At 67.9% G+C, this 17,397-nt stretch carries 9 protein-coding genes; 3 read left to right on the top strand and 6 right to left on the bottom strand.

Features of this window, described 5'->3' with window-relative positions; all coding sequences use genetic code 11:
- Positions 1-4 precede the first annotated feature (4 nt).
- The 6 genes from ACFPOB_RS02635 to ACFPOB_RS02610 all read right to left on the bottom strand — a co-directional run bounded on the left by ACFPOB_RS02635 (position 5) and on the right by ACFPOB_RS02610 (position 14,144).
- Positions 5-7,975: a hybrid non-ribosomal peptide synthetase/type I polyketide synthase gene (locus ACFPOB_RS02635; protein ID WP_377795692.1), complete on the bottom strand. Its 7,971-nt coding sequence runs from the start codon at positions 7,973-7,975 to the stop codon at positions 5-7.
- Positions 7,968-9,965, bottom strand: coding sequence for an amino acid adenylation domain-containing protein (locus ACFPOB_RS02630; RefSeq protein ID WP_377795690.1), 1,998 nt, complete (start codon positions 9,963-9,965; stop codon positions 7,968-7,970). The genes ACFPOB_RS02635 and ACFPOB_RS02630 overlap by 8 nt, the downstream gene beginning before the upstream one ends.
- A 271-nt stretch (positions 9,966-10,236) precedes the next feature.
- Complete coding sequence (locus ACFPOB_RS02625) at positions 10,237-11,016, bottom strand: methyltransferase, TIGR04325 family (protein WP_377795688.1); 780 nt, start codon at positions 11,014-11,016, stop codon at positions 10,237-10,239.
- 19 nt (positions 11,017-11,035) lie between these two features.
- A complete protein-coding gene (locus ACFPOB_RS02620; protein WP_377795686.1) occupies positions 11,036-11,365 on the bottom strand; it encodes a hypothetical protein in 330 nt (109 codons plus the stop codon).
- Between the two features lie 65 nt (positions 11,366-11,430).
- Complete coding sequence (locus ACFPOB_RS02615; protein ID WP_377795684.1) at positions 11,431-12,840, bottom strand: mannose-1-phosphate guanylyltransferase/mannose-6-phosphate isomerase; 1,410 nt, start codon at positions 12,838-12,840, stop codon at positions 11,431-11,433.
- Positions 12,841-12,872: 32 nt separating this feature from the next.
- Positions 12,873-14,144, bottom strand: a complete 1,272-nt coding sequence (locus ACFPOB_RS02610; RefSeq protein ID WP_377795682.1) for a polysaccharide biosynthesis/export family protein — start codon at positions 14,142-14,144, stop codon at positions 12,873-12,875.
- Positions 14,145-14,494: 350 nt separating this feature from the next.
- Here ACFPOB_RS02610 and ACFPOB_RS02605 point away from each other — a divergent pair, with 350 nt between their 5' ends.
- The 3 genes from ACFPOB_RS02605 (at position 14,495) to ACFPOB_RS02595 (ending at position 17,392) form a co-directional block, all read left to right on the top strand.
- Positions 14,495-15,478, top strand: a complete 984-nt coding sequence (locus ACFPOB_RS02605; RefSeq protein WP_377795680.1) for a UDP-glucuronic acid decarboxylase family protein — start codon at positions 14,495-14,497, stop codon at positions 15,476-15,478.
- Positions 15,478-16,269: a WecB/TagA/CpsF family glycosyltransferase gene (locus ACFPOB_RS02600; protein WP_377795679.1), complete on the top strand. Its 792-nt coding sequence runs from the start codon at positions 15,478-15,480 to the stop codon at positions 16,267-16,269. The genes ACFPOB_RS02605 and ACFPOB_RS02600 overlap by 1 nt, the downstream gene beginning before the upstream one ends.
- 112 nt (positions 16,270-16,381) lie before the next feature.
- The gene (locus tag ACFPOB_RS02595) at positions 16,382-17,392 is read left to right on the top strand and encodes an NAD-dependent epimerase/dehydratase family protein (protein WP_377795678.1); all 1,011 of its coding nucleotides are present in this window, start codon (positions 16,382-16,384) and stop codon (positions 17,390-17,392) included.
- Positions 17,393-17,397 lie beyond the last annotated feature (5 nt).

Genomic DNA, 17,397 nt, shown 5'->3' with positions numbered 1-17,397 from the left:
ACGCTCAACTTCTCTGGCGCTGCGAGACGGCGCTCGGCCGGCTCGGCTGCTGCGCGCCGTCGCGCAGCTGGCGCCAGGGCCGCTTCCAGAAGGCTGCGGCAGAGGCCGTGTTCTCCGTCGCGACCTCATCGGGCAAGGCTGCCGCGACGGCGGCGATCGTGCGGTTCCGGAAGAAATCCCTGGCTGCGACCTTGAGGCCCTCGCGGCGGGCGCGGCTGGTGATCTGGAAGATGCTGAGGGAGTCGGCACCGAGATCGAACAGGTCGTCGTGGACGTCGATGCCGTCGCGCCGCAGTACCTCGCTCCAGATGCGGATCAGCGCGTCTTCGACCGGTGTCCGCGGCGTTGCCGGGTCGGCTGCCTTGTCGACCTTCGGTGCCGGGCTCTGGCCATCCGGCGCCGGCAGCGCTGCGCGGTCGAGCTTGCCGCTCTGGTTGAGCGGCAGGGCCGGCAGGCCGACCCAGGCGGTCGGAACCATGTAGTCCGGCAGCTCCTGCGCCAGCGCGGCGCGCAATTCGGCCGGGGGCGGGCTGTCCGCGCCGGTGACGTAGTAGCAGACCAGCCGCGGCTCGCCTGAGACGTCCTCGCGCAGGATCACCGCCGAGACGATGCCGGCCTTGCGGGCGAGGACGGCCTCGATCTCGCCGGGCTCGATGCGGAAGCCGCGCAGCTTCACCTGATGGTCGAGCCGCCCGAGATGCACGATGCGACCATCGGGGAGATATTTGGCACGGTCGCCGGTGCGGTACGCCTTCGGGCTCGTGCCGGGGTCGACCGGGTTGGCGATGAAGCTCGCGGCGGAGAGCTTGGGGTTGTTGGCGTAGCCGCGCGCCAGGCCCTTGCCGGCGATCAGCAGTTCGCCGGGGATGCCGACGCCGACGGGCTGGTTATTGTCGTCGACGACATAGAATTGTGTGTTGGCGATCGGCAGGCCGATGGTGACGACCTCGTCATCGGGCTGGATGCGGGCGACCGAGGACCAGATCGTCGTCTCGGTCGGCCCATACATGTTCCAAAGCTCGCCGCCGCCTTCGAGCAGCTTGCGCGCGAGGTCGAGCGGCAGCGCTTCGCCGCCGCAAAGCATGCGCAACCCCGGGCGCGAGCGGAAGCCGGCTTCGAGCAGGAGGCGCCAGGTCATCGGCGTCGCCTGCAGCACGTTGGCGCCGCTCTGCTGCAACCGCGCCAGCAATTCGGAGCCGTCCTTGGCTTCGTCCGCGGTCGCGATCGCCACCCGCCCGCCCTGGATCAGCGGCAGCAGCAGTTCGAGCGCGGCGATGTCGAAGGTCACCGTGGTGATGGCGAGCATCGTGTCCGAGCTGGCGAAGCCGGGCTCTCGCGCCATCGCGAACAGCAGGTTCGACAGCCCGCCATGGGTGACCTCGACGCCCTTCGGCGCGCCGGTCGAGCCGGAGGTGTAGATCACATAGGCAAGCTGGTCGGGTCCGATCGCCGCCGTCCGGATCCCGGCAAGGTTCGCCGTCGTCCGGTCGACATCGATCAGCATGACGCTCTCATCCGGCTCGACGATGGCCGGGTCGAGCGGACCGGCGGCCAGCAGGGCGACAGCTTCGGAATCGCGCAGGATGCGCTGGATGCGCGCCTTCGGCATCACCGGATCGAGCGGCACATAGGGGAAGCCGGCCTTGAGCGCGCCGAGCATGCCGGCGACGAGGGCCGGCGAGCGCTCGATCAGGAGGCCGACGCGGCTTTCGGGAGCGTCGACCCGCGCCGTCAACTCGGCGGCGATCCGGTCGGCCCAGGCATTGAGCGCCGCATAGGAGAGCTGCTGCTCGCCGCAGGAGACGGCGATCGCCTCGGGCCGCTGCTGGACCTGGCGTTCGAAGGCCTGGATCGTGCCGTCGTCGCCGTGCAGCGCGACCTGGGTGTCGTTGATCTCGGAGACGAGCCGCTGGCGCTCGTCGCCCTCGATCAGCGGCATCGCCACGATGACCACCTCGGGATTGGCGACGAAGGCGGCGAGCAGCGTGCGATAGTGGCCGAGCCAGCGGTCGATGGTGGCCGCGTCGAAGAGATCGGCGCCGTAGCAGCAGTCGATCCGCAGGCCATCGTCGGATTCGCCGATGTTGACATAGAGATCGAAGGTCGAGAACGCCTTGGGGTTGGGTTCGACACTCGCCTGGACGCCGGGGCCGAAGTCGAGATTGCCGGCCAGCCGTTCGAGATTGAACTGCACCTCGACGAGCGGCAGCCGCCCGGACACGGGCGGGACGCGCAGCCGCTTCAGCAGGGCACCGAGGGTGAAGCTCTGATGGTCGTAGGCGTCGAGGATAAGGCGCCCAACCTTGTTGAGATGGGCGCAGAACGGCTCGGCCGGATCGATCCCGCTGCGGATCGGCAGGAAGTTGACGCAATGGCCGACCGGCGAGGGGCCTTCGACAAGCGATTGCCCGGCGGCCGGGACGCCGATGACGAGGTCGCGCTGGCCCGAGAGCCGCAGCAGCAGCACCTGGAAGGCGGCGAAGAGCGTGGCGAACAAGGTCCGCCGCTGCTTGGCGCCCGCCGCCTTCACCTGGCGATAAAGCTCGGCCTCGATGAAGCTGGTGCGCGTGCCGCCATTGAAGCTGCGCGGCGCCTGCCGCGGCCGGTCGGTCGGCAGTTCGAGCGGGGCCGGCAGCTCCGCGAACATCTTGGTCCAGTAGGCCGCGGCCTCTTCCGTGCGCGGGTCCTGCCGGGTTCCGGCTGCGTAGTCCGCGAAGGGCATTGCCGCCGGCAGCGCTTCGACGCCGGATCGGTAGGCCGTGGCGATCTCGTCGAGCAGGATATTGGTCGACCAGCCGTCGCAGACGATGTGATGCGCCGACAGGATCAGCACATGCTTGCGGTCTGCGAGCCGGATGATCTCGGCTTCCGCCACCGGCCCCTGCACGAGGTCGTAGGGGCGGCTCGCATAGGCTTCGATCCTCGCCTGCAAGGCCGCCTGCGGATCGGGCTCGCCGCGCAGGTCGCTGATCGCGACCGGGAAAGTGCCCGAGGGCGGCAACTGCATCGTCTCGCCATCGGGCGAGAAGCGCGCATTGAGGATCGCGTGCCGGCCGGCGACCTGCCTGACCGTCTCGGCGAGTCGAAGTGCGTCGACATCGCCGTCGAGCGTCAGGCTGACGGATTCGTTGAAGGCGGCGCTGGCCTCGGGGCCGGTCTGGTCCGACAGCCAGATCTCGGTCTGGGCCTCGGTCAGCGGAAGCTCGATCTCCGAAGGCGCAGCTGGCACGTCCGGCGGCAGGCTCTCGGCTGTGGCTCCAGGCAGCATTCCGTCCCGGCGCATCAAGGCGAGGCTGTCTTCGAACGCAGCGGTGATCGCCGCGATCTCGGCGTCGCCGTGCTGGGTCGTCAGGAAGCAGGGATAGTGCTCCTGAATGAAGATGCCGCGGGCGCGCAGATGGTAGTGCAGCAGGCTGCCGAGCCGGTGATCGCGGCCGGGCTCGAAATAGGCGACACTGCCATAGCTCTCGATCGGCACGTCCCAGCCGACCTTGGCGAAGGCGCGCCGCAGCGCCTCGACGAGGCCCTGCATGCGCTGCGTCAGGGCCTCGGTCAGCGCCGGCCCCTTCTCCTTGACGTGCCTGAGCACGGCGACGGTCGCCGCCAGCGCTAGCGGATGCCGGACGAAGGTGCCGGCGAAGAAGGTGACGCCGACCTCGGGCATGCTGTCGTCGCCGAAACGCCAGGCGCCGCCGTCGAGCGCGTCCATGAAACGCGCCGTGCCTGCCAGCAGGCCGACCGGCAGGCCACCGCCGACGACCTTGCCGTAGGTGGCGAGGTCCGGCTTGATGCCGAGCAGGGCCTGCACCCCGGCTGGATGGACCCGGAAGCCGGTGACGACCTCGTCGAAGACCAGCGCCGTGCCGGCCTTCTCGGTGATGGCGCGCAGCTCCTTGAGGAAGGCGGCGGGCAGGTAGCCGGGCCGGCGGCTCTGCACCGGCTCGACCAGCACGGCGGCGAGCTCATGCGTATGCTCGCGCAGCCAGGCGAGGCTCTCGTCGGTGCCGTAGTCGAGGATTGTCATGCGGCCGACAGCCTCCGCCGGAATGCCGGGGGCGGCCGGCACCGAGCGGTGCTGCTCGCCGACGCCGCGGACCAGGACTTCGTCGTACTGGCCGTGATAAGCGCCTGAGAACGCGACGATTCTGTCCCGACCGGTGACGGTGCGGGCGACGCGCATCGCCGCCATCACCGCTTCGGAACCGGTATTGCAGAAGGCGACGCGGGCATGGCCGGTCAATTCGCAGAACAGCTGCGAGGCCTCGTGCGCCAGCGGCGATTGCGGCCCAATCGCGAAGCCGTCCGTCAGCTGCGCCTGGACCGCCTCGACGACGAAATCCGGCGCATGGCCGAAGGCGGTCTGGCCGTAGCCGTTGACGAGGTCGATATAGACGTTGCCGTCGACGTCCCAGATCCGGGCCCCTTTCGCCCGGGCGGAGACGATCGGATAGACCATTTCCTTCCAGTCGGCCGCGAAGCCGGAGACGGTGCGCGGATCGGCCAGGACCGGCCGGTGCTGGTCGGCGAGGCGCTTCGAGGTCGCGGTCTTGCCGACATAAAGCTTGGTCAGCAGGGCGATGTGGGCGTGCTGGGCTTCGGTGAGCGCTTCGTTGCCGGTGCGGATTAACGGCTTGAACCGCGCCGTCGAGCCGGATGCGGCGCTTGCGGCCGGGGAAGCCGGGGCTGGCTTAGACGGCGCGGCCGCCGGCGGCTGCGGGGCGGGCGAGGGCTGCAAGGCCGGCGTTACGGCTGCGATGGCCGGCGCTGCGAGTTGCCCGCTCAGGGTCTGGAGCTGGCGCTCCATCAGGCGTGACATCACGTCGAGCTGCTCGCGCATCAGCGCATCCAGGCCCGAGCCGGAGGGCCGTTCGGCCAGGATGGTGGCAGCAGGCGCGACGGCAACAGGAGCTGGAGCGGCGAGAGCTGGTGCGGTTGGCGCAGCGGCTTGCACAGGCGCAGCCGGCTTCGCGACTTCCTGCGGACACAGCTCGGCGATGTGGCGCGTGACGTCGTCGACGCTCGGCAGATCGTCGAGCAATTGGCGGAAGCGGATCTGGACGCCGAAGGCCGTTTGCAGCCCCTGTGCGGCCTGGGTCAGCAGCAGCGAGTCGAAGCCGAGCTCGAGGAAGCTCGCGCCGGTCTCGTCCGCGCCGAAAGCGCGCCCTGACAGGTTCTCGAAGATCGCTGCGACCCGGCTGCCGAGTTCCGAACGGCCCGCGGGGATGTCGGTGTCAGCGTGGGGAGCCATGGCCGGTTCCTGCTCGGGTTGAACGGGATGAGGTTGAGCGGCCGCCGCCGCGGGCACGGCCGCCGCTATGGAAGGCGAGGTGGCTGGCGCCTCGACCCAGTGCCGGCTGCGTTCGAACGCATAGGTCGGGAGCGAGACGCGGCGCGGACTGCCTAGAGCCTGATAGGCTGACCAGTCCGGCGCTATCCCGGCGGTCCAGAGGCGACCGAGCGCGGCCGCTAGCATGTTCTCGGCATCGCCTTGCGCATCGGGCAGACAGGAAATGGCGGCCCGGCCCGCGCCAGCGCCTTGCAACGCGAAACTGGCCAGCGCGGCGCCGGGTCCCACTTCGAGCAGTATGGGCGAGAGGTTGCGTACCAGCGTCGCGATGCCGTCGGCAAAGCGCACGGGCTCGCGGGCATGCCGCGCCCAATAGGACGGATCGGTGGTCTGGTCGGCGCCGACCCAATCGCCGGTCACGCCGGAGATGTAAGGCAGCTCCGGCGCATTGAGGCGGACGGCCGCGACCGCCTCGGTGAACGGCGCGATCAGCGGGGCGATCATGGCCGAGTGGAAGGCATGCGAGGTCTGCAGGCGGCGATGCGTCACCCCGCGCTGCGCCAACTCGGCTTCCAGTGCCTCGATCGCGTCGAACGGCCCGGCGAGTACACCCATGCCTGGCGCATTCACAGCCGCCACGCAGACGCCGTCGCGCGCCAGCGCCGCGATCTCCACATCGGGCAGGCGCACGGCCAGCATGGCGCCGCCCGGCAGCTCCTGCATCATCCGGCCGCGCTTTGCGACGAGCGCGAGCGCGTCCTCCAGCGAAAACACGCCGGCGATGCAGGCGGCGGCGAACTCCCCGACGCTGTGGCCGATCATGGCGGACGGCTGCAGGCCCCAGCTCATCAGGAGCTGCGCCAGCGCGTATTCGACCGTGAAGATCGCCGGCTGGGCCAGCAGCGTCGCCGAGAGTTTTTCCGGATCGCCGCCATTGCTCGGATAGAGCAGGCTGCGCAGGTCGAGTCCGAGTTCAGGCTTCAGCAAGTCGCAGCACAAATCGACGGTCTTGCGAAAGACCGGCTCGCCGGCATAGAGCTCCCGCGCCATCTGCGGATATTGCGAGCCCTGGCCGGGGAACATGAAGACGAGATCGCCGGCACCCGTCACGGCGGTGGCGCGATCCGTGTTCTGCTTGCGCAGGGCGGCGACGGCCTCGGCAGGGTCGCTGGCGGTCACGGCGAGGCGGTACGGGAAGGGCCGTCGCCCCGCCTGCAAGGTGAAGGCGACGTCGGCGAGATCTTGCTCGGGGTGCGTTTCGACATGCTCCGCGAGCCTGTCCCGTGCCGCGCCGAGCGCTGCAGCGCTGCGGGCCGAGAGCGTCAGCAGCTGGTTGCGACGAGCCGGCGCCGCGGCCTCGCTCGCGGGAGCCTGCTCCAGCACGAGATGGACATTGGTTCCGCCGAAGCCGAAGGCGCTGACGCCGGCGCGGCGCGGTCCGCTTTGCCCGGGCCATTCCTGCCTGTGGTCGGCGATGAAGAACGGGCTGTCGGGCAGCTCCAGCGCCGGATTCGGCTGCGTGACGTGCAGGCTCGCCGGCAGCACCCCGTTCTTCACCGCGAGCGAGGCCTTGATCAGCCCCGTCACACCGGCGGCGGCGTCGAGATGGCCGATATTGGACTTGATCGAGCCGAGCGCGCAGAACCTGCGATCCTCTGTCGTCAGCCGGAAGGCGGCGGTGAGACCGGCGACCTCGATCGGGTCGCCCATCGGCGTGCCGGTGCCGTGGCATTCGACATAGCCGATCGAGCGCGCGTCGATATCGGCGGCGGCGTGGGCCATGGCGATCGCCGCAGCTTGCCCCTCGACGCTCGGCGCGGTGAAGCCGACCTTGCCGGTGCCGTCATTGTTGACGCCGACGCCGCGGATCACGGCGTAGATCTGGTCGCGGTCCGCAATCGCGTCCTCCAGCCGCTTCAGGACCACGAGGCCGGCGCCGCTGCCGAAGATCGTGCCGCTGGCGCTGGCGTCGAAGGCGCGGCAATGGCCGTCCGTCGAGACGATGCCGCCCTCCTGGGCGAGATAGCCGCGTCGCTGCGGGAAGGTGATCGAGACGCCGCCTGCCAGGGCCATGTCGCAGCCATTGCAGAGAAGATTCTGCACGGCCTGCGCGACCGCCAGCAGCGAGGTCGAGCAGGCGGACTGGACGGCGACGCAGGGGCCGGTGAGGCCGAGCTTGTAGCCGATCCGCGTCGCGGTGAAATCCGCGGCGGAGCCGACCAGCAGCGGCAGGTTGCCGATCTGGAAGCCCGAGGTGTAGTCGGCGATGGTCTTGCGGTCGTGCAGCAGGTTCTGCAGCAGATAGGTGCTTGACGTCGCGCCGGCAAAGACGCCGATGCATTGGCCGGGCGCGGCAGGGTCGTAGCCAGCATCCTCGAGCGCTTCCCAGGCGCATTCCAGCAGCAGGCGCTGCTGCGGATCGGTGAGCGCGGCCTCGCGCGGCATCATGCCGAAGAAGGGCGCATCGAACTGATCGACGCCGTCGAGCACAGGCTTTGCCGCAACGAAGTTCGGCAGCGCGCGCGTTGCAGCGTCGAAGCCGTCCTCGAGCTCGGCGGGATCAAAGCTGGTGATCGACTCCACGCCGTCCAGCAGGTTCTGCCAGAGCGTGCCGACATCAGGTGCGCCGGGGAAGCGGCCGGCCAGGCCGATGATCGCGACGGCGCGCTCGGGAAGTGGGTCAGTCATGAGAGCCGCCTAGCGACGCGCTTTCGGGGCAGGGAGCAGGAAGGCCGCGGGAGCGCAGGCCGCGCTCGCGCGCCGCGGCCAGGCTGCCGAGCACGCCGGGTTTCTGTGGCGTCAGATGGCCGGCCAGCGCCCGTACATTCGGAAAGCGGTAGAGATCGACCAGCCCGAACCAGGGCAGATCCCGGACGAGGCGCCGGTGCAGCTCGGCGACGAGCAGGGAGTTGCCGCCGAGATCGAAGAAATTGTCGTCGATGCCGACGATGTCGATCTGGAAGATTTCGGCGACGGCCTCGGCGAACCGCCGCTCCAACGCGTTGCGGGGGGCGGCATAGGGCGCGGCAGTCTCCGGGCGCGTGCGGCCGGGCGCCGGCAGCGCGGCGCGATCGAGCTTGCCGTTCACGGTCAGCGGGAGGTCGGGCAGGAAGACGAAGGCCGCGGGTACCATATGCGCCGGCAAGGTCTCGCCGAGATGGGCCTTCAGCGCCGCCGGCGACGGACGCTCCGCGCCATCAGACAGCAAATAGGCGACGAGCCGTTCGTTCCCGTCATCCGAGCGCAGCAGCACCGCCGCCTGCCTGATCGCGGGATGGGCCATCAGCGCCGTCTCGATCTCGCCGAGCTCGACGCGGAAGCCACGGATCTTCACCTGCTGGTCGGCCCGCCCCAGATATTCGTAGTCGTCTTCGTCGACCTGGCGGGCAAGGTCGCCCGAGCGGTAGAGCCGGGCGCCGGGCTCGTCCGGATGCGGCACGAAGCGCGCGGCGTTGAGCTCGGGCCGGTTGAGATAGCCGCGGGCGAGCCCAGCTCCCGCGACGAAGATCTCGCCGATCTCGCCCCGCGCCACCGGGCGCATGGTCTCGCCGTCCAGCAGCAAAAGCGCGAGGTCGGGTATCGGCCGCCCGATCAGGCTCGACCGCTGTTGCGTGTCTATGGGAGAGAGAGGGCGATAGGTGACATGCACCGTCGTCTCCGTGATCCCGTACATGTTGATCAGATGCGCATGCTCGCCGCGGCGCTGGTACCAGCCGGCGAGGCGGCGCGGATCCAGCGCTTCGCCGCCGAAGATCACGAGCCGTAAGGAGAGCCGGTCACGCCCCCCGCGATCCTGATCGGCGCGGTCGAGGGCTGCGAAGGCGGAGGGCGTCTGGTTGAGCACCGTCACGCCTTCCTCGGCGAGGAGACGCAAAAAAGCGGCGGGGTCCCGTGTCGTGCTCTCCGGCACGATCACGAGACGTCCGCCGTGGAGCAGTGCACCCCAGATTTCCCAGACCGAAAAGTCGAACGAGACGGAGTGGAACAAGGTCCAGACATCGCTGGAGCGAAAGCCGAACCAGCCCTGCGTCGCGCTGAAAAGCCGTGTCACCGCGGTGTGCTCGATGGCGACGCCCTTCGGCTTGCCGGTCGAGCCGGAGGTGTAAATCACATAGGCGAGATCGTTGGCCGCGGCCGCGCGCCGCGTCGGCGAAGGGGTCGCCTTGGAGCCTTCGGCCTGATGCGGATCGAGCCGTTGCCGGCCGGGCGGCAGCCAGTCGGCATGCTCGGACGCGACGATGATCGCGGCGTCGGCATCCTCGACCATGAAGGCGAGGCGCTCGCCCGGATAGGCCGGATCGAGCGGCAGATAGGCGGCGCCGCTCTTCAGGATCGCGACCAGCGCGACGATCAGGTCGAGCGAGCGCGGCAGGCAGAGCCCGACGATCGCGCCCGGGCCTGCGCCCATCGCAGCCAGCCGCGCAGCCAGCGTTTCGGCGCGCTCGTCGAGCTCGGCATAGGAGAGGTGAGCCGGTCCCAGGGACAGCGCGACGGCGCGCGGCCGGGCAGCGACCTGGGCGGCGAAGAGATCGACCAGGGTCGGCGGTGCGGCTCGCGCTGACCCCTGCCGGGCGGCGTCTTGACGGCGGGCTCCGGCGAGGGCGGGAGCAGTGGGGGACCGGGGCCGGCTGCGACGCGAAGCCTGCCGGGCGGTTGTGCTGTCGACGGTCTGTGTCATGCAGGAAAGGCTATGCGCCAAGCCCGCGCGACAACATTGGAGCAGTTGGAGTAACGCCATCTTACCCAGCGACACGGGGATGCGGCGCAAATGGTTAGCGCCCGACCTCATTCTACTGTCAGGTCGGTGCGCTGATCTTCACTTTGAGCGTGATGTTGCTGCCGCGATCGACGACATGAATGCAGTCGAGAGCAAAAGGCCCGGTCCGGATGAGTTTTCGAAACGCAGCCAATTGCGAGGAACCGGCTCAGCCTGTCTTCGGCCGGAGGCTCTATCGACGCAACCAGGCCTCGCCGACGACCTTGACCGCCCTGGCGCCGCTGCGACCTGGAACAACGAAGTTCCGATCCGGGATATCCCAGCGCGCCAGCAAGGCGTAGCCGAGCGCGTTTCGGAATTCGACGAGCTCGCCTTCGCCGAAAACGCGATAGGGCATTCGTCCTCGGCCGAATGATTCCAGAGTGAAGAAGCCACTGGACGGCGCGAGCGCGACCTTGTTGAGAATGATGGTACGTGGTGGCTGCGGGAGCTGCGAGACGATCTGCTCGAGAGACAGGTCGGCATATTGCAGGGAGCCCGAGCAGAACAGCACCTCACATGGCGTCGTTTCGCCGAGCGTTTCGTGAAAGCTGAGAGCCGAAGCCCAGCCGGGCCGCTGAGCGATGCCTTCGCGACACACCGCCGGGACATCGACGACTTGCCAGCGGAGGCCTTCGGGATAGGTGAGATAAGTACCGTAGGCGTAGTATTTGACACCTACATGCCCGCCGAAATCCGTCACCGCCGAGAGCTCGCCCGCTCTGATCAACCGGTCGATGAAGAACATCACGGGCCAGTCGAAAGCCTGGACTTCCTTGAATTTTTCGAGATTGACCTGAACGATCTCGTCGTCGTCGTAGTCCGCGCGCGGGCGTCCAGCCAGAAAAGCGATGGCGGCTGCCTTCGTCTCGAAGCACCCCCAATGCCGGCCGTATCCGATGCGAAACAGATCGTTCAGAAGGCCCGATCGCCGGGCCTGTCTCAGAACGGGCATGGACCAAATGCTCGCCACCGGCGCCTCCACTTCCTCTCTACAGGCGCCCGATGAGACTGGTCGCCGGCACGGCGAAAAGGATGGCCAGGGCGAGCAGCAGCAGGAGCACCGTCGCGTGAAAGCGGGTCGGGACACCTTCACCGTGCGAGCGGGACGCCGATGGGGGTGACATCTGCGTGCTGCTCAGGCCAGGCCGCGGCGGCGTCCGTCGGGCGGGCGCACCGAAAACCGCCTTCGTCAGCTCCGCACCGCCGTCGTCGACGGCGAGCCAGTGTTTCGCGAAGGCGGAATGCCGGATCGCCGGAACCGACGGAGACTGGCGCTCCCTGCCGCCATCTTCCCGGCTGTGCTTCTCCGAGCTGGTCAAGGACCCCTCCGTTCTGGCCAGTGGAGACCCTTCTCTCCTCGTTCGGCCGGCTCCGGGCATCGCTTTCAGAGCTGTTGCCGAACCTCGTCGATGCGGATGACGGCGTCTTCGCCGAGATAACTGCCGTTCTGGATCTCGATGAGTTCGAGTGGCTCGGTGCCGGCGTTCTCCAGCTGGTGCACTGCGCCAGGTGGGATGAAGATGTGCTCGTTCCGGCTGAAATGGCCGATGCTCTCGTCGACCGTCACGGTGGCGGTCCCGCGCACGACGACCCAGTGCTCCGAGCGGAAACGGTGCTTCTGCAGCAGCAGGCGCCCCTTTGGCGCGACGATCATGCGCTTGACCTGGAAGCCGTCGCCGGCATCGACGATCTGATAGGAGCCCCAGGAGCAGTGAACGCTCGCATGGGTCTCGGCCTGGCTGCAGCCCTTGCTGCGCAGGAGCTCGACGACCTGCTTGACCTCGGCGGCTCGGTTGCGATCGGCGACGAGCACCGCGTCGCGGTTCGCGACCACGATCAGGTCCTCGACGCCGAGGACGGAGGTCATCGGCCCGTCGGTCGCGACCAGGCAGTTATGGGCGTCGACCAGCTCGACATTGCCGTGGCGGGCGTTGCCGCTGCCGTCATGGGCGCTCAGGGCCCAGAGCGCATCCCAGCTGCCGATGTCGGACCAGCCGCACGACATCGCAACGACGGCGCCTCGATCCGTGCGTTCCATGACGGCGAAATCGATGGAACGCTGCTGCGCCCTGGCGAATCCGTCCAGCGCCAGGGCGAAGGCGCCGCTTTCCTCGCGTCCGCTCGCAACCGCTGCTTCGACAGCGCCCACCGTCGCCGGCTCCAGGGCGCGGTACTCCTCGATCAGGTTTCGAGCGCCGAACAGAAAAATGCCCGAGTTCCATAGCCAGCCCCGGCGCAGATAGTCCGCGGCGCGGCGAGCGTCAGGTTTCTCGGTGAAGCGATCGACGCGGCGCGCCTCGCCTTCCAGCACCATGCCAGGCTCGATCCAGCCATAGTCCGTGCAGGCATGTCGCGCCGTCACGCCGAACGTGACCAGCCGTCCAGCCTGGGCGGCGGGCACGCCGCCCGCGACGGCGTGCCGGAACGCCGCGCGATTGCCGACGACATGGTCGGAGGCGACGACGAGGACGAGGCTGTCCGCCTGCCGCGCTTCGGCGACCAGGCAGCCGGCCAGGATGGCGGGGCCGGAGTCGCGCCGGTCAGGCTCGAGCACGATCTCCGCTTCGGCGCCGATCTCCGCCAGCTGCCGCTCCGCCAGAACGCGATGATTGCGGTTGGTCAGGACGAGCGGCGGCTCGAACAGCTTGTGTCGCAGCCGCAGCACCGTGTCCTGGAAGGTCGAGCGCTCGCCGAGCAGCATGGCGAACTGCTTGGGAAGCGAGTTGCGCGAGGTCGGCCACAGCCGCGTCCCGGCGCCACCGCACATGATGATCGGACGTATCTTCGCAGGCATATGGGGAGCCTTTCCGCAGGGCTGCGCCGAGATCATTGTTGGCTGGCAAGACCCGTCAGCGAGCGCATCGGTGTCTTTGCCGCTTCGCCGGGGAGCCCGCCTTCGATCGTTCGCGCCTTGGGAGCGAGCTGGACGATGTCGCCCGGCTGGAGGGTGGTTTCGAACTTCCCCTGGAGCGTCACCGGGGTGAGGCCCGCCTGCCGCGTGATCCGGATGTCCCAATCCGCCGCCGCATCGGAGCCCTGGCTCGCGACCAGCCTGCGGCGCCGGCTTTCGGCGATCTCGCGCGCGGCCGGGAGGCTGCGCTCGACTTCGAGGATCTTCTGGCGCGTATCCTGCAATTCCAGCACGACGCGACGCATATAGGTGGTGTCGAGTTCGCGCAGTCGCAGCGTCAGCTCGCCGAGCGCCGTCTCGCTCTTAGCCAGTTCGGCCCGCAGGCGCGCGGCTTCGCCCTGCGTGCGGGCGTAGTCGCGCTCGCGCTCGACCTGGACGGTGCGTAAGCCATGGCCCGTCGTCGCCAGCTTGTTGTATTCGCTCGATTGCTCGCGCGTCAGCTCGACCTGCCGCTCGACCAGTCGGGCTTGATCGGTCAGGGCGGCCTTTTCGGATTGCAGCCGCGCGACCTGCTGGCTCAGCAATTCGCGCTCGCCCTCGCGCGCCCGGCGCTGGAACTCGAGAATCTCCTGCTCGCCGGCGAGGAGCTGGGCGATGCCCGAGATGCGCGCATCCGGCACGAGCTGCTTGCTGCCGTCGCGCTCGGCCTCCAGCCGCAGGCGTCGCGCCATAAGCGTCTGGAGCGAGGCGCTGAGCAACTGCTCGCGCTCATCGGCGAGCAGGAGCTCGGATTTGAGCACGGCGACAGACTCGTCGCCGACGCGGTAGCCGCCGGCGAGCGCGATAGCGCCCAGCACATTGAGGCCGTGCCGGAAGGGATAGGTTCCCGGCGAGCGCACCTCGCCCATGATGTAGATGGGCTTCAGCTCGGCGACCCGCAGGCTGACAACGGCATCGCGGAGATAGCCGTCCATCAGCGCGCTGCGGATGCGCGCCTCCGCTTCCGGCGCCGAGAGCCCGGCGATCCTGATCCGCCCGGCCAGGGGCATGTTGACGGCTCCCGACCCGTCCAGGACGAAATCGCCAGAAAGGTCCGTCTGGCCGAAGACCGAAATCGTGACCTTGTCGCCGATCGAGAGCGTATCGGCGGCGTCGCGCTCTGCAGCAGAGGCGGTCGCGATGAGGAGGATCAGCGCGACGAGCAGGGCGACGACGAGCGGCCAGAGCTGCTTTCGTTCTGCTCGCACGGCAAGCGCCATGGGGCCAGATATGCGGCGAAAGTTCCGGGTGTGAATTGACGCGTCCAAGGCTAGCTCCGACCGTCCTGCCCAAAGCGTGGCGCTGCGATGCGGGCAGGATGTCAGGACCGGCTGCGTTTTCCGCTTCGGCATTCGGGCCAAGACGCGTCGCCGCAGGATTAATCCCATAGTCGAGCGTGGCGGCCGTTGCCGTGCCGAGGCGCCGTTTCGCGTCGCGTGGGAAGTAGCCCTTCCTCGTTGCGGCAGGGGCGCGTACCTCCCAAAGCGTCCTTTGAGAACGCGGCGCTTGCGGCAAAGCTTCCGGCTCCTTCCCGTGGACGATCCGGCGGAGCTCAGACATGCAGAAGCGTATCCTCGTCACAGGCGGCGCCGGCTTCCTCGGCTGCCATCTCTGCGAGCGCCTGGTCGCCCAGGGGCATCAGGTCATCGCGGTCGACAACTACTATACCGGCCGGCGCGAGAATCTGAGCGCGCTGCTTAGCCAGCCCAATTTCGAGGCGCTGCGGCACGACGTGACCTTCCCGCTCTATCTCGAGGTCGACGAGATCTACAATCTCGCCTGTCCGGCCTCGCCGGTGCACTACCAGCGCGATCCCGTGCAGACCACGAAGACCAGCGTGCTCGGCGCGATCCACATGCTCGGCATGGCCAAGCGTCTCGGCATCCCGATCCTGCAGGCCTCGACCAGCGAGATATATGGCGATCCCGACGTTCACCCCCAGGTCGAGGACTATCGCGGGCTCGTCAGCATCAGCGGGCCGCGGGCCTGCTATGACGAGGGCAAGCGCTGCGCCGAGACGCTCTTCTACGACTACAAGCGGCGCCACGGCGTCGAGATCCGCATCGCCCGCATCTTCAACACCTACGGGCCGCGGATGAATCTGGAGGATGGTCGCGTCGTCTCCAACTTCATCGTCCAGGCGCTGCGCAACGAGCCGATCACGCTCTATGGCGACGGCCGCCAGACCCGCGCCTTCTGCTTTGTCGACGATCTGGTCGAAGGGCTGATGCGCCTGATGAACGTGACCCAGAAGCTCGATGGCGCGGTCAATCTCGGCAACCCGGTCGAGACGTCCATGGCCGAGATCGCGCAGCTGATCGTCGAGCTGACGGGCTCGCGCTCGCAGATCGTCTACAGACCGCTGCCGCAGGACGATCCGCGCCAGCGCTGCCCGGACATCAGCAAGGCGCAGGAGCTGCTGCACTGGGCGCCGAAAGTGCCGTTGCAGGAGGGACTCCAGCGGACGATCGCCTATTTCGACGGCGTGCTGTCGGCGATGCACGATCCCGTGCGGCATGTCGAGGTTGCGAGGGCGAGCTGATGCCGGCCGCGGACCCGCTTCCCCGCGCGCGCATCATGGGCGTCAACGTCAGCGCCATCACCATGGCAGACGCCCTGCGGACGGTCGAGGACTGGATCGGCCGCAGAGCGTGCAACTATGTCTGCATCACCGGCGTCCATGGCGTGATCGAGAGCCAGTCTGATCCCAGACTGATGGCGATCCATGAGCGCGCGGGAATGGCCACGCCCGACGGCATGCCGCTGGTCTGGATGGCCCGCAAGCTCGGCCACGGCCAGACCGAGCGGGTTTATGGTCCGGATCTGATGTTGCGGCTCACGGAACTTTCGGTCGAGAAGGGCTATCGCCAGTACTATTTCGGGGGGGCGCCCGGTCTCGCCGAGCGTCTTCGTGAACGTCTCATCGCGCGCTTTCCGGGGCTCGCAGTCGCGGGCACGTTCTCGCCGCCGTTTCGGCCGGCCACGATCGAGGAGGACGAAGACGTCGTCCGCATGATCAACGATGCCAAGCCGGACATCGTCTGGGTCGGCCTCAGCACGCCGAAGCAGGAATACTGGATGGCTGAGCATCTCGGCCGGATCGAGGCGCCGGTGATGATCGGCGTGGGCGCCGCCTTCGATTTCCTCGCCGGCACCAAACGCCAGGCCCCGGCCTGGATGCAGAAGCGCGGTCTCGAATGGCTGTTCCGGCTGCTGTCCGAGCCTCGGCGGCTCTGGCGGCGCTACGGCAAGATCGTGCCGCAGTTCATGGTCGGCGCCAGCCTTCAGTTGCTCAGCCAGAAAAATGAACTTGCGACTACCCCGAAGAGGTAGATCTAGTTCCAAAAGACACGTTGTTCCAAAAGAGGTATAGTTCGGTTTAACCACCTGATTTAAAAAGATAAAAACGCTATCACTGGATGCCATTTCTCAGTGGAGCGAAGTAATGTCAAAGAAATCTGTGTTGGTTACAGGAGCGGGCGGCTTTATCGGCTTCCATCTTGTCAATTATCTCAAGGACCGAGGCTATTGGGTCCGGGGCGTCGATATCAAGGACCCGGAGTATCAAGCCAGCTCAGCGGATGAATTCCGCCTTCTCGACCTGCGCGAGATGGATGATTGCCGCGAGGCCGTCCACGGCATGGACGAGGTCTATAATCTCGCCGCGGATATGGGCGGCATCGGCTATATTTCCGGCGCGCACGCCTCGATCACCTTCAACAACACGATGATCAGCGCGCAGATGCTGAAGGCGGCGTTCGACGCCAAGGTCCAGCGCTTCCTGTTCTCCTCCTCGGCCTGCGTCTACCCGCAGCATCTCCAGGACGTGCCCTCGGTCGTGCCGCTGAAGGAGGACGACGCGTTTCCCGCCGACCCCGAGCCGGGCTACGGGCTGGAGAAGCTCTACACCGAGAAGCTGTGCGAATACTTCTGCGAGGATTACGGGTTCCAGACCCGCCTGGTCCGCTTCCACAACGTCTACGGGCCGCTCGGCACCTGGGACGGCGGGAAGGAGAAGGCGCCGGCCGCCATTTGCCGCAAGGTCGCCTTGGCGAAATCGGGCGATGCGATCGAGGTCTGGGGCGACGGCAAGCAGACGCGCTCCTTCATGTACATCGACGATTGCGTCGAGGGCATCTACCGCATCATGCGCTCGGACTATTCCGGGCCGCTCAATCTCGGGACGGACGAGCTGGTCGACGTCAACGGGCTGGTCGACATCGTCGCCGAGGTCTCCGGAAAGACGATCCACAAGCGCCACGACACCAGCCGCCCACAGGGCGTCCGCGGCCGCAACAGCGACAACAACCGCCTGCGCGAAGTGCTCGGCTGGGAGCCCTCGATCCACCTCAGGCAGGGATTGGTCCCGACCTATGCCTGGATCTCGGGCGAGGTGAAGGCGAGGGCCGAACGCGAGGCCGGCATCGCCCATATCCCCACGATCGCGGCTCAGTAGCGCGT

Source organism: Allobosea eneae, from assembly GCF_042657265.1.
GTDB lineage: Bacteria > Pseudomonadota > Alphaproteobacteria > Rhizobiales > Beijerinckiaceae > Allobosea > Allobosea eneae.
Note: the sequence above shows the minus strand (reverse complement) of the source record. Positions and strands in the feature narration are given on the sequence as shown.